This window comes from Microvirga sp. GN3, from assembly GCF_055792825.1.
Map to the genome: position 1 here is coordinate 1 of NZ_JBVVAK010000176.1, position 14,087 is coordinate 14,087.

The 14,087-nt window shown below is 62.3% G+C and carries 7 protein-coding genes and 3 pseudogenes; 5 read left to right on the forward strand and 5 right to left on the reverse strand.

What is annotated here, in order from left to right; all coding sequences use genetic code 11:
• Positions 1-129, forward strand: a pseudogene (locus ACS5Q1_RS40735) (IS481 family transposase); the annotation flags it as partial.
• Here the strand turns inward: ACS5Q1_RS40735 and ACS5Q1_RS40740 are convergent.
• Both ACS5Q1_RS40740 and ACS5Q1_RS40745 read right to left on the reverse strand, forming a co-directional pair.
• Positions 126-510, reverse strand: a pseudogene (locus ACS5Q1_RS40740) (ISNCY family transposase); the annotation flags it as partial. The pseudogenes ACS5Q1_RS40735 and ACS5Q1_RS40740 overlap by 4 nt on opposite strands.
• 279 nt (positions 511-789) lie before the next feature.
• On the reverse strand, positions 790-2,211 hold the full coding sequence (locus ACS5Q1_RS40745) for a helix-turn-helix domain-containing protein (RefSeq protein WP_473103571.1): 1,422 nt from the start codon (positions 2,209-2,211) through the stop codon (positions 790-792).
• A 144-nt stretch (positions 2,212-2,355) separates the two neighbouring features.
• Between ACS5Q1_RS40745 and ACS5Q1_RS40750 the strand changes: the two genes are divergently transcribed.
• From ACS5Q1_RS40750 to scpA, 4 genes are read left to right on the forward strand one after another with little or no spacing between them, the layout of a single operon-like run.
• Positions 2,356-3,840, forward strand: a complete 1,485-nt coding sequence (locus tag ACS5Q1_RS40750; protein WP_473103572.1) for an acyl-CoA carboxylase subunit beta — start codon at positions 2,356-2,358, stop codon at positions 3,838-3,840.
• A gap of 8 nt (positions 3,841-3,848) precedes the next feature.
• Positions 3,849-5,849, forward strand: a complete 2,001-nt coding sequence (locus tag ACS5Q1_RS40755; protein WP_473103573.1) for an acetyl-CoA carboxylase biotin carboxylase subunit — start codon at positions 3,849-3,851, stop codon at positions 5,847-5,849.
• Complete coding sequence (locus tag ACS5Q1_RS40760) at positions 5,849-7,888, forward strand: methylmalonyl-CoA mutase family protein (RefSeq protein WP_473103574.1); 2,040 nt, start codon at positions 5,849-5,851, stop codon at positions 7,886-7,888. The genes ACS5Q1_RS40755 and ACS5Q1_RS40760 overlap by 1 nt, the downstream gene beginning before the upstream one ends.
• A complete protein-coding gene (gene scpA / locus ACS5Q1_RS40765; RefSeq protein WP_473103575.1) occupies positions 7,888-10,050 on the forward strand; it encodes a methylmalonyl-CoA mutase in 2,163 nt (720 codons plus the stop codon). Before ACS5Q1_RS40760 ends, scpA begins: the two co-directional genes overlap by 1 nt.
• A gap of 464 nt (positions 10,051-10,514) precedes the next feature.
• On the opposite strand, the gene ACS5Q1_RS40770 is transcribed toward scpA, so the two are convergent.
• The 3 genes and pseudogenes from ACS5Q1_RS40770 to ACS5Q1_RS40780 all read right to left on the reverse strand — a co-directional run bounded on the left by ACS5Q1_RS40770 (position 10,515) and on the right by ACS5Q1_RS40780 (position 13,888).
• Positions 10,515-10,907 (reverse strand): helix-turn-helix domain-containing protein, encoded by a 393-nt coding sequence (locus ACS5Q1_RS40770; protein ID WP_473103576.1) that lies wholly within the window; start codon positions 10,905-10,907, stop codon positions 10,515-10,517.
• Between the two features lie 349 nt (positions 10,908-11,256).
• Complete coding sequence (locus ACS5Q1_RS40775; RefSeq protein WP_473103577.1) at positions 11,257-12,375, reverse strand: IS110 family RNA-guided transposase; 1,119 nt, start codon at positions 12,373-12,375, stop codon at positions 11,257-11,259.
• 572 nt (positions 12,376-12,947) lie between these two features.
• A pseudogene (locus tag ACS5Q1_RS40780) lies at positions 12,948-13,888 on the reverse strand (IS110 family RNA-guided transposase).
• Positions 13,889-14,087 lie beyond the last annotated feature (199 nt).

The window sequence follows — 14,087 nt, forward strand, 5'->3', positions numbered from 1 at the left end:
GTGCGCAGCCGCCTGGCCGCCGAGCCGAAGCTGGCCAACCGGCGCTTCAAGCCGCCCGATCCCGGAGCACTTCCCCAGGCCCTCCAAGTCGTCGCTCACACCAAGGAGGTCTCGCATCCAGACAACTAGGACGGCAAAGTTAACTGGCAGGCTTGGAGTTCGAGAGCCGCCAGGTAGGTGGCGGGATCATGGCGGAAACGGGTGCGCAGGGTTCGCGCGCGGCGGCCCCTCTCCAGGTGTTGGGGCAAGCTCCTCCAGTGCTCCCAGTTCACGGCTCCCAAGTCGCAGGCTGTCGGAGCTTGCACGCGGGTCGCAGTGGCGGCGATCAGCCGAACCGCGCAGAACCGCACCGGGTGCCGCCGTCTTGTGGCCGGTCGCGCGCCGCTCGTGATAGCGCTGGGAGCCGAACAGCTGTTCGAGATCGTTGTTGGTGCGCGGCAGGTCTGGCACCGCATCGGTGTGGAACAAGCCGGGTCGATAGCTGCGCGTGACCTTCTGGAAATGACCGATTAGCTTAGCCGGGGGAAACTCAGACGTCTCGTGCCAATATGATTTAAGGATCCAGTGCTCGCCTGGCGAGAGGTCGCAGTTCCGATAACTGCCGTCTTTCAAGTTAAGCTTGCCATACAGACGCTGATGTTTGGTTGTAGTCCTCCAGACGAGGATGTTCTTGCGCCGACCCCTTCTCCTTGCCGGTCTCCTGGCGCACCCTTGCGCTGACCCCAGGAAGCTCTTGGCGGCAGCGAGGTTGCGCCGCTCGCTAAACATTTCTGACCTTGCCTCTGGAGTTCAATCCAGCTCGTAAGGCAAAATACCTCTAACGTCTGGATTTACAATAATTCTCCTATCGAAGGAGGGCATCGCCCGCTGATGGCAGTCCGTTCTGTCGCATAGGCGGCAACTGATACCGATTTTGACGACAGGGGAGGGCCTGCGAGTATCGACGCCATCTGAGTAGACAAACTCACTCGCATACGCCAACTCGCACCCGAACCCGATCGCATAGCGGAGACGCGCCGCATCGAAGCGCCCGCCCCCTTTGGTGACAGCGTATGCGATAGACAAATACTGGTCACCATCTGGCATCTCGGCAACCTGGACCAGAAACCGATCTGGGGCCTCAAAGGCTTCATGGATGTTCCAAATCGGACACGCGCCACCATAACGAGCGAACTGCAGCCGCGTAGCGCTATGGCGCTTGGTAATGTTGCCTGCCCGATCGACACGCAGAAAGTACATCGGAATGCCCTCGTTGCCAGGCCGCTGAAGCGTTGATAGCCGATGGCAGACCTGCTCGATGCTGACTCCGAACCGCGTTGCGAGGAGCTCAACGTCATGCCGCGTCTTACGGGCCTCCTCCGCGAATTGCCTGTAAGGCATAAGCAGGGAGCCAGCAAAGTAGTTCGCCAGAGTGGCCGCGCAGACGGCGTTCGCATCGCTGGCGCGGAACGAAGCCGCGCCGACGACGGCATCAATCTCATCGGCAAACGCTAGGGTTGCCAAATGGCGCGCGACTGCGAATGCGAGCGTTGATTGAGGGAGAGTTTCATTCAGCAACAGTATCCGACGAGCACGATCCAGAGTGCTGACGAAAGGGCGGCCATCCGCAGCGAAATGCCGGGTGACCGATATGCCATAGTTGGTCTCAAGATGATGAGAAAGGCGACTAAGCGTGTCCCCGGGCTTGGCGGCGATCCGGGCAGCCAAGGCCTCCGCAGCTTGGTCGAGGGAATTGACGTAGTTCCCAATGAAATGAAAGAAGTCGCGGACCTCCTCAAAAGCAGACTGGTAGCTGCCAGTGCTTCCGTCGCGCGCTCGTAGCGCGTCATCCAATGAGCGATATCTCTCCTCGACCCTACGGTAAATCCTGTGGAGATTAACCAGCGCCCGCGCCAGCTTTGGGGCGTGAAGGGCGGTGTTCTTGAGCTCCTGCTGGGTCATGTCGAGACCGTCGAATGCAGGATCTCCTAGCACCTCCCGCAGCGTTGCGGCTAGCCGAACTTCATCATCGTTCGAGAAAGCTGAAACATCGACGCGAAGGACCCGCGCGAGCTCAACGATCACAGTTCCGGAAAGACTACGTTGGTTCGCCTCAATCTGGCTCATGTAGCTCGGAGAGACACCGATTCGCTTAGCAAGGTCTAACTGCGTGAGACCTCGCGCCTCTCGTAATTCGCGGATCACTAACCCAGCAAAAACTTTTCGCTTCATGTCAATCCGTCAAGTTCGCAAGTTTACAATTTGGCATGAAAACACTTGTGTCTGCAAGGCCGATTGAGAAAGGAACTGCTTTCACTATAAGAAGTGAACGCCCAACCGTTCTTTTACGGTGGGCCAGATAGAGGGCCCTTGGTCATGCTTGAACGGCTTGAAGAGCGGCGTGCACAGGCGCGTCTCGCCGGCGGTGCGAAGCGCATCGAGGCGCAGCACGGCCGCGGCAAGCTGACCGCCCGCGAGCGCATCGAGCTTCTGCTCGACAAGGGCTCGTTCGAAGAGTTCGACATGTTCGTCGAGCACCGCTCCACCGATTTCGGCATGGAGAAGGTCAAGATCCCCGGCGACGGCGTCGTCACCGGCTGGGGCACCGTCAACGGCCGCACGGTCTTCGTCTTTGCCAAGGATTTCACCGTCTTCGGCGGCTCGCTCTCCGAGGCGCATGCCCAGAAGATCATCAAGATCCAGGACATGGCGCTCAAGATGCGCGCCCCCATCGTCGGCCTGTTCGATGCCGGCGGCGCCCGCATTCAGGAGGGCGTGGCGGCGCTCGGCGGCTATGGCGAGGTGTTCAAGCGCAACGTGATCGCCTCCGGCGTCATTCCGCAGATCTCGGCGGCCATGACCGACTTCATCTTCATGGTGCGCGACCGCTCCTACATGTTCGTTACCGGTCCCGAGGTGGTGAAGACCGTCACCAACGAGACCGTGACCTCGGAAGAGCTCGGCGGCGCCAAGGTCCACACCACCAAATCGTCCGTGGCCGATGGCGCCTATGACAACGATGTCGAGGCGCTCTTGCAGGTGCGTCGCCTCATCGACTTCCTCCCCGCCAACAACATGGACGGCGTGCCGGAGATCCCGAGCTTCGACGATCCCAATCGCACCGATGACAGTCTCGACACCCTGATTCCGGATAACCCGAACAAGCCCTACGACATGAAGGAGCTGATCCTGAAGGTCGTGGACGAGGGCGACTTCTTCGAGATCCAGGAATCCTACGCCCGGAACATCATCACGGGCTTCGGACGCGTCGAGGGTCGTACGGCGGGCTTCGTCGCCAACCAGCCGATGGTGCTGGCAGGCGTGCTCGACTCGGACGCCTCGCGCAAGGCGGCGCGCTTCGTGCGCTTCTGCGATGCCTTCAGCATTCCGATCGTCACCTTCGAGGACGTGCCGGGCTTCCTGCCGGGCACGGCGCAGGAATATGGCGGCCTGATCAAGCACGGCGCCAAGCTGCTCTTCGCCTATTCCGAAGCGACCGTGCCGCTCGTCACCGTGATCACGCGCAAGGCCTTCGGCGGCGCCTATGACGTGATGGCCTCAAAGCATATCGGCGGTGATATCAACTACGCTTGGCCGACCGCGCAGATCGCTGTGATGGGCGCCAAAGGCGCGGTGGAGATCATCTTCCGCCAGGATATCGGCGACGCGGACAAGATCGCAGCCCGCACCAAGGAATACGAGGACCGCTTCATGTCGCCGTTTGTCGCCGCCGAGCGCGGCTACATCGACGAGGTGATCATGCCGCATTCGACCCGGCGCCGGATCGCCCGGGCGCTGGCGATGCTGCGGCACAAGGAGAGCAAGCGGCCCTGGAAGAAGCACGATAATATTCCGTTGTGAGTAGACTGATGTTCCACAAGATCCTGATTGCGAACCGGGGCGAGATCGCGTGCCGGGTCATCAAGACTGCCCGACGCATGGGCATCAAGACCGTGGCCGTCTATTCCGATGCCGACCGGGACGCGCTTCATGTGGAGATGGCCGACGAGGCCGTCCATATCGGCCCGGCCGCCGCCGCCCAGTCCTATCTCGTGATCGAGAAGATCATCGAAGCCTGTAAGGCCACCGGCGCCCAGGCCGTCCACCCGGGCTACGGCTTCCTCTCCGAGCGCGAAGCCTTTCCGAAGGCGCTGGCCGAGGCCGGCATCGTCTTCATCGGCCCGAATCCCGGCGCCATCGCCGCCATGGGCGACAAGATCGAGTCGAAGAAGGCAGCCGCTGCCGCGAAGGTCTCAACCGTGCCGGGCTATCTCGGCGTGATCGAGGGGCCGGAGCAGGCGGTGACCATCGCCAACGAGATCGGCTATCCGGTCATGATCAAGGCCTCCGCCGGCGGTGGCGGCAAGGGCATGCGCATCGCGTACTCTTCTGACGAGGTCGCCGAGGGCTTTGCCCGGGCCAAGTCGGAGGCGGCATCCTCCTTCGGCGACGACCGCGTTTTCGTCGAGAAGTTCATCACTGATCCGCGTCACATCGAGATCCAGGTGCTCGGCGACAAGCACGGCAACGTGATCTATCTCGGCGAGCGCGAATGCTCGATCCAGCGCCGCAACCAGAAGGTCATCGAGGAGGCGCCGTCGCCGCTCCTCGACGAGGCCACCCGCCGCCTCATGGGCGAGCAGGCGGTCGCGCTGGCTAAGGCCGTGGGCTACGATTCCGCCGGTACGGTGGAGTTCGTGGCCGGCCAGGACAAGTCGTTCTACTTCCTCGAGATGAACACCCGTCTGCAGGTGGAGCATCCGGTGACCGAGATGATCACCGGCATCGACCTCGTGGAGGAGATGATCCGCGTCGCCGCCGGCGAGAAGCTGCGGCTGTCCCAGAGCGATGTGAAGCTCAAGGGCTGGTCGGTTGAAAGCCGCATCTATGCGGAAGACCCAGTGCGCAACTTCCTGCCCTCGACCGGCCGTCTCGTGACCTACCGCCCGCCGCAGGAAGGCGAGCACCACGGCGTCACGGTGCGCAACGATACCGGCGTCTACGAGGGCGGCGAGATCTCGATCTATTACGATCCGATGATCGCCAAGCTCGTCACACATGCCCCGACCCGCGAACAGGCGATCCAGGCGCAGGCGACGGCGCTCGATGCCTTCGCCATCGACGGCATCCGCCACAACATCCCGTTCCTCTCGGCCCTGATGCAACATCCGCGCTGGCAATCGGGCAAGCTCTCCACGGGCTTCATCGCCGAGGAGTTCCCGCAAGGGTTCAAGGCGCCCGCGCCGGAGGGCGAGGTGGCTCTTCGCATGGCGGCGGTGGGTGCTGCCATCGATCACCTGCTCAACGAGCGCAAGCGCCACATTTCCGGCCAGATGCGGCCTCACTCCAGCGTCCGCTTCGACCGTGAGCGCGTCGTGCTGCTCGGCCAGGAGCGGCATGAGGTCGTGATCGAGGACATCGAAGGCGGCTTTGCCGTCGTGATCGACGGCCAGGCCTGGCCGATCGTCTCGGGCTGGCGGCCCGGCCAGCCGGTCTGGACCGGCACGGTTGGCGGCGAAGAGGTTGCGGTGCAGGTGCGTTCGATCCTCAACGGCGTGGTGCTGTCCCATGCCGGCGCCTCGGCCGAGGTGCGGGTCTACACCCGGCGCGAGGCGGAGCTGGCGGCCCTGATGCCGGAGCGGCTGGAGGCCGATACGGGCAAGCAGCTCTTGTGCCCGATGCCGGGTCTGGTGAAGGCGATCAGCGTGAGCGTGGGCCAGGAGATCAAGGCCGGCGAGCCGCTCTGCATCGTCGAGGCGATGAAGATGGAGAACGTGCTGCGCGCCGAGCGCGACGGCACCATCTCGAAGATCCACGCCAAGGAAGGCGACAGCCTCGCGGTCGATGCCACCATCATGGAGTTTGCCTGATGGCAGCAGTGGGAGACCTGACCCTAGCCTCTGGCTTCCCTGCTGCCACCCGCGAGCAATGGCTCAAGCTGGTCGAAGGTGTCTTAAAGGGCGCGGACTTCCAGAAGAAGCTCATCACCCGCAGCCATGACGGCATCGAGATCCAGCCGCTTTATCCGAAGGCCGAAGGATCGAAGCCGATCAGCCGCGCGCAGGCCGACCGCTGGTGGGTATCGCAGCGGGTCGACCATCCCGACCCGTCAAAGGCCAGTGAGCTCGCCCTCACCGATCTCCAAGGCGGCGCGGATGCGCTGACGCTCGTGACCCACAAGGCGCCCGCGGCCCGCGGCTTCGGCGTGCGGATCGACAGCCTCGATGATCTCGACCGGGCCTTGTCCGGCGTGATGCTCGATCTCATCCATCTGCGGCTCGATGCGGGCGGACATGGCCGCCAGATGGCGGCGCTGATCCTTGCCTTGGCCGAGCGGCGCGGCCACAGGCTCTGCGATCTCTCTCTCGATCTCGGTCTCGATCCCATTAGCGCCATGGCCGCGCAGGGACGGATGTCCGCCCCCTGGGACGCCGTGGCCCAGCGCATGGGCGATACGCTCGAGTACCTGACCGCTCAAGGCTTTGCCGGTCGCGCCTTCCTGGCTGATGGGCGGGTTTATCACGAGGCGGGCGCCAGCGAGGCGCAGGAGCTCGCCGCCGTGCTGGCGACGGGCGTCGGCTATCTGCGGGCGCTCGAAGCGCAGGGTCACCCACTCGATGCCGCGCGTCGAGCACTCTCGTTCCTGCTGGTGGCCGATGCGGACAAGTTTCTCACCGTCGCCAAGCTCCGCGCCCTGCGGCGCCTCTGGACGCGGGTCGAGCAGGCCTGCGGCCTGGAGCCAAAACCGATCCGGCTGCATGCGGAAACCGCCTGGCGCATGACCACCCGGCGCGATCCGTGGGTGAACATGCTGCGCGCGACGGTGGCGGCTTTCTCGGCCGGGATCGGCGGGGCGGATGCGACCACGGTTCTGCCCTTCACCGCTGCGTTGGGGCTGCCCGATGCCTTCGCCCGCAGGATCGCTCGTAACACGCAGTTGATCCTGCTCGATGAATCCAACCTTGCCCGCGTGGCCGACCCGGCGGCGGGTGCCGGTGGGTTCGAGGCACTCACCGATGCCCTCTGCGACAAGGCCTGGGCGCTGTTCCAGGAGATCGAGCGCGAGGGCGGTATTCTGGAGAGCCTCAAGGGCGACAGGTTCCAGACTCGCATCGCCGCCGTGCGGGCGCAGCGGGAGAAGGCCGTTGTCACCCGCAAGGAGCCGATCACTGGCACGAGCGAGTTCCCCAATATCAGCGAGGCGGATGTGAGTGTGCTTATGCCAATGCCTCAGGCGAAGGAGAGCAACTGCTCAGTACCAGTTTTATCGTCCACGTCTGCAGCGGAGACGTCTTTCTCCGCCCTCGTTCAGTTGGTGGGGCAGGGCGCCAGCCTCCCCCAACTCGCCGACACGGCCTCCAGCCCCTCGCCGGTCGCCATTGCGGCCATGCCGTCGACCCGCATCGCCGAGCCTTACGAGCGCCTGCGGGATCTGTCGGATGCCTACTGGGCCAAAACTGGAGAACGCCTCAAGGTCTTCCTTGCCAATCTCGGTCCGATCGCGGCCTTCACGGCCCGCGCCACCTTTGCCAAGAACTTCTTCGAGGCAGGTGGAATAGAAGCCGCCATGAACGATGGATTCCCATCTCTTCATGCCCTTACTGCGGCCTCCGCTGCGTCAGGTGCTCAGATCGCCTGCATCTGTTCATCAGACGAGGTCTACTTCGAACCTACCGAGGCCGCGATCATACCGAACGAAACCGCAGTCGAAGAAGCGGCCCGGGCTCTCGGGAGGGCAGGGGGATCCCTCGTGTATATGGCGGGGCGTCCGATCATGCGTGAAGACGCACTCCGTTCAGCCGGCATTCGAGAGTTCATCTACGTCGGATGCGACCTGCCAGCTATCACGGCCAGCATCTATTCGGCTTCAGACGTTCGCTCTTCAGACATCGAGCAGGGATCAGCCTGATGACCAGCATCCCGGATTTTTCGAGCATCGATTGGGCTGGCACTCCCCCGGCAGCCTCCCCAACACAGCAGGTCGAACCCTGGCTGACGCCGGAAGGGATTGAGGTGAAGGGATCCTACGGGCCTGAGGATCGCGCCGGGCTCGACTTTCTCGATACCTATCCCGGCATCGCGCCTTATTTGCGCGGTCCCTACCCCACCATGTATGTCAACCAGCCCTGGACCGTGCGCCAATATGCCGGCTTCTCCACGGCGGAAGACTCCAACGCCTTCTATCGGCGCAACCTCGCCGCTGGCCAGAAGGGCCTCTCCGTCGCCTTCGATCTCGCCACCCATCGCGGCTACGATTCCGATCATCCGCGCGTGTCTGGCGATGTGGGCATGGCGGGCGTCGCCATCGACTCGATCTACGACATGCGCACGCTGTTCGCCGGCATCCCGCTCGACCAGATGAGCGTGTCGATGACCATGAACGGCGCGGTTCTGCCGATCCTCGCCCTCTACATCGTCGCGGCGGAAGAACAGGGCGTGCCGCCACAAAAGCTCTCCGGCACGATCCAGAACGACATCCTCAAAGAGTTCATGGTGCGCAACACCTACATCTACCCACCGAAAGGGTCGATGCGCATCATCTCAGACATCTTCGCCTATACCTCCGCGAACATGCCGAAGTTCAACTCGATCTCGATCTCCGGCTATCACATGCAGGAGGCGGGCGCGACGCAGGATCTGGAGCTTGCCTATACGCTGGCCGACGGCGTCGAATACATCCGCGCCGGCATCGCGGCGGGCCTGACCATCGATCAGTTCGCGCCGCGCCTGTCGTTCTTCTGGGCGGTGGGCATGAACTTCTTCATGGAAGTGGCCAAGATGCGCGCCGCGCGCCTCCTCTGGGCCAAGCTCGTGAAGGGCTTCAACCCGCAGAGCGAGAAGTCGCTGCCCCTGCGCACGCATTCGCAGACGTCCGGCTGGTCGCTCACGGCGCAGGACGTCTTCAACAACGTCACCCGCACCTGCATCGAAGCAATGGCGGCAACCCAAGGCCACACGCAATCGCTGCACACCAATGCGCTCGACGAGGCGCTGGCGCTGCCCACCGACTTCTCCGCCCGCATCGCCCGCAACACACAGCTGTTCCTGCAGCAGGAGAGCGGCACCACGCGCATCATCGATCCCTGGGGCGGCTCGTACTATGTCGAGCGGCTCACCTATGAGCTTGCGCAGAAGGTCTGGGCCCATATCCAGGAGGTCGAGGAACTGGGCGGCATGGCCAAGGCCATCGAAGCCGGTATTCCGAAGCTGAAGATCGAGGAGGCTGCGGCCCGCACGCAGGCGCGCATCGATTCCGGCCACCAGACCATCGTCGGCGTGAACGCCTTCCGCACCACGGATGAGGCCTCCATCGACATCCTGAAGGTCGACAACGCGGCCGTGCGCGCAAGCCAGATCGAGAAGCTCAAGCGGCTTAAAAGCGAGCGCGTCCAGGCCGATGTAGAGGCGGCGCTCAACGCCCTGTCGCAGGCGGCGGCTTCGCATGAGGGCAACCTGCTCGATCTGGCCGTGAAGGCCGCGCGCGCCAAGGCGACGGTGGGCGAGATTTCCGATGCGCTGGAAAAAGTCTGGGGCCGGCATCGGGCCGAGATCAAGGCGATTTCGGGCGTGTACAAGCGGGAGGTCGGCATGGCGTCGCCAGCCGTGGAGAAAGTCCGCCATCTGGTGGAAGAGTTCGAGCACAACGACGGTCGCCGTCCGCGCATTCTCGTCGCCAAGATGGGCCAGGACGGGCACGACCGCGGCCAGAAGGTGATCGCCTCGGCCTTTGCCGATCTCGGCTTCGACGTGGATATCGGCCCGCTCTTCGCCACGCCGGCTGAGGCAGCGCGTCAGGCGATCGAGAACGACGTGCACATCATCGGCGTGTCGTCGCTCGCCGCAGGCCATCTCACGCTGGTGCCGGAACTGAAGGCTGAACTTGCGAAGTACAGCCGCGAGGACATCATGATCGTGGTCGGCGGCGTAATCCCGCCGCAGGATTTCGATGCCCTCTACCAAGCCGGCGCCTCGGCCATCTTCCCACCCGGCACCGTGATCGCGGATGCGGCGGTGAACCTGATCGACGATCTTAATCGCAGGCTCGGACATGGGCGTATACCGACGGTGTGATAGAGATTGTTTAACCAGGTCCTGTCGGAAATACCGATGCCACGATCTACCCGCCCGTGAGACGATGGAGTGCAGCGTCGTGATAGTCGGTGCCGACCCGAACGGCCCGGCCACGGCTATAACTGATGTCCCGCCCAAGGCTCCTCACGCCACCTATGTATCGCCATGCAGAGGAAGGCTCTAACCTTTGCGATCACTACACAGAATTTCCCTTTCGCGATGAATATGCGCAAGGGCGGCGCAGTACCCGCCCACTGCTGATACTTCAGCCGCACCCTTGGAGGGCTGTGCCTGCTCCGACTACCGAAGTTTCGGCGATAGAGTTCCCGCCGAGGTTCGCGAGAAGGACATGACAGGATGGACAAACGGTTGCCCGGCGCATCGGAAGCCTGACCAAAAAAGGCCCTTGAGGTCTCGCGTCTAAGCAGGCCCGGTGCGCGCGGATTCCCATGATGGCTCGGAGTTCAGGCCCCAAACAGAGGCCGGATAGATTGATGCGAACCGTCTCTCTCCCCAACCTGGAGCAGCCCTCTTGCAATGCACGGCCGGTCCATAGGTTTTTTCAAAGCGACCCATTCCCGCTTGGGCCAGGCCGCAACCATGAGTTCGTCGCGCTCCCGGGCCCGGGTGGCCGGGCGCTGCACGCTAAACCCATGCGCCTTGAGAGGTCTCTCCATATAGCGGGGATGATAGTGCACCCCAAACTCCCGCTCGATCAGGACCGCAATGCGCTCAAGGGTCCAGAACCCATGGGATGGATGACGGCCACCATTTTGGGAGAATGAGAGGTCGTTCAACCAACCATTAATTCTAAGGCCCCGATGTTTAAGACCGAACGCCCGGCGACCGCCATCCACACCAACTTTGCCGCAATTTTTGTGTCTTTGGAACTCTTATGTTCAAATGCAAGCGGCATGGCCACGACTGTTCAGCCCGCCAATAATGGCTGGTCCTGCATAGTGTACTAATGCGCAATGTAGGAGACAGGACCTCAAGACGACGGTTTGCAAACTCTTATACGCGGGTTGGATACCGCATTTCCGTGTGTACGCCTGGGGCTGCTTCTATCTCAGCACGGGCATCGACGTAGTCGGCCACTCAGTTCCATCGAAGATTCCCCGACCGGGGCCCTGCCTCCAATATTGAGCATCAGCAGATGATCGATCTTGTCTCCTCTTTCTCATGCGCGCGATATGCGGTGCTTGGCTAAGCGTGGTGAGCTGGTTGCACTTCCTGACCGATCGCCCACAGGAAGGCCGCCATTTCTCTGGCGATCGCGGTGATCGCGATGGCCTTGTGCTTCCCCGAGAGAATCATTTTTCGATAGCGCGAGCAGAGGCGGAGCTGACCTTTCCACGCTATTTCGCGAACGGTTCTCGGGAGGCCTTCCAACGGCGCTTGCTTGGTTCGACTGACCCGCGCAGGGAAGCGGTAAGCCCATGCGCCTTCGACCAGCATGCGACGGGCCCGAGAGTTCCCGGCCTTAGTGATCCCACCACGTTTGACATGTTCACCTGTCGAGCTCTCTGACGGAACGAGGCCGAGAAAGGCCATCAGCTGGCGGGGGTTTTCGAAGCGGCGGATGTCGCCAATTTCGGCAACAAAGACGACGGCGGCCATCAACGACACGCCTCGTAACGCCTGATAGGCTTCGACAACAGGAGCCATCGTCCAGGATTTGACAGTCTCCGAGATCAGATCGGTCAGACGCTTTAAGCGCACCTCGGCATCCTCGATCGCCTGGCAGTATTCCTTGAGCACGATGAAGTGCGCCGGATGCTCGAACGTCAGAGTCGATATCCACCGCATATGCGCCAGCGACCAGGATGAGCGGCCCGAATAGATGCGGCCATGTCGAAGGAGGAACGACTGAAGCTGCTGACGCGCCCGTTTTTGAGCCTCCTGGGCTGCTTCTCGGGCCCGCACGAGATCGCGCATAGCCTCATGCCCGCGGTCCGGCACCCAAACCGCTGTCAGCTCACCCGCACGATGTAACCGTGCCAAGCTGACCGCATCGCGCCGGTTGGTCTTCACGCGATCTCCAGGACGCTTGGGAATGAGTGCCGGTGCCACCACCACACAATCATGGCCCATCTCGGTGAGCTGACGGTAGAGTTCGTACCCTGTCGGCCCTGCCTCGTAACAGAAGTGGAGCTTTGCTCCTCGCTTGGCCAGCTTTTGCATGATGGATGACACCGAGGCCGGATCTGAGGGGATGGCCCCGAAAAATCTTACCTCACCACCCCGCTCGCCATCCGCGACGGCGACAGAAATCATCAGTTTCGAGACGTCCAGACCGATGAAAAGTCTGCTATGCTGATCCATGGTTCATCCTCGCTCAGCTTGGGGCTCGGCTTCGGCCACTCCGAAGCACCCTCCGATCTCAGCTTACGGCGAGGGTGAGCCGCCTTCACCCCGAGAACATACGGTCTCAGCCGTTCGACGTGGCTCGTCACTTCCCTGTTATCATGCACGCGATGCTTGTGTCCGGTCAGCGCCTCAATCGCTCGGCCGGACTGGCGGCCGCCAACGGATAACCCAATACCCTCCCGCTGGACCTGATCCGTCCGGCCACCGTTCGCATCCAACCTGGATGCACTGAGACGTCCCTGCCGGGACGTGGGCAAGATGATTCCGCCTGATGGGGTGCACCCGCGCATCGATGAGCGGAGTGCGTCGTCGATATTGGAACATCCGGCCTGCGAAAGCCCATCCTGCGGCGACTGATGTCGACCGCAAAGACGACCCTGCCCCCGGCGTACGTCGACACGGCGCGCCAAGGGATCTGCTGCGATCGGGACTGCCCGCAAGGCTCCCTCGGCTCTTATTAAGCGCCCGGGTGGGTGAGCTGTTGAGGAAAAGCTTGCAAAATGCCCCGCGATTAGTTTCCGTTGTGATCAAGCACGTTTTTCGACCCATAGGCGGTCGGCTTTGATGAGCGCATTGGCCCTTACGATGAGCTTCCGCATAAGCGTGACCACAGCGACCTTCGCCGGTTTCCCGGACGTGATGAGACTGTGATATTTTGCCGTGAAATCTGGGTTGTAGCGGGCGGCAACGAGGGCCGGCAGGTAAAGTGCACGTCTTACGTTGGCCCGTCCTCCTTGAAGAAAACTGCGTCCTTTCCATTGCCCCGATTGTCGGGCGATGGGAGCCAGGCCTGCAAGGGAAGCAGCTTGTTTGGGATCAAGTGCTCCTAGTTCTGGCATGGTAGCGACCAGTTGGTCAGCCGTCCGTGTGCCTACCCCAGCGATACTGGAGATGATTTCGTGCCGGCGGGCCAACTCCGGGTCAGCTGCAATGATCGTCGCAACCTCGGCGTCAATCTGTTCGATATGCCGCTCGATCTGATCAAGGCGCTTTTTGTGCTGACGCTTGAGGAGAGGCAGCGTCAGGTTTTTTGCTTGATTTTGAAGCGCGATCTTATCGCGGACCAGGCCATCGCGAGCGCTGATCAGTTCCGCGAGCTTGGCTTGTTGGGGCGTACTTGCGGGGCGCACGGGAGGCTGAAGCGTCGTCGCCATGCGGGCTAGAATTACCGCATCAATTTTATCCGTCTTGGCGAGAGTGCCTGCCGCTTGTGCGAACCGCCATGCTCGAGCCGGGTTGAGCTTGACGCATGGCAGTCCGCCAGAGCCTGCTCTAGCTGCCGGTGGTAAGCGCCAGTCGCTTCATAGGCGATCCGCTCGATCGGCCATTGCACAAGCCAATCGATCAGCTCCCTTTGGCCCTGGGCGGTATTGGTGAATTGCCGCTCGCAGCCTGCAGGATGGGCATATATATCAAGGGTCGCCTTTGAGATGTCGATGCCGATCGTTTGGGGTCGAGGATGGTCCATCTTTTCCGCTGCCCGACTCTTGTCATCCGGGCCCGAAGCCCTGGTTTCCGTCCAGGTCTGGTGGCAAAGAAAGGGGTCCTCTGCCCCACAGTTTCCTGAGACATCCTGTAAGCGGACGGAATCCGCAGAAGGGTGACAATGATGACAGAGATGATGAAGGATGCGGCCGGTCCGGGCCGCGGTGGGCGCATGTCGCGCC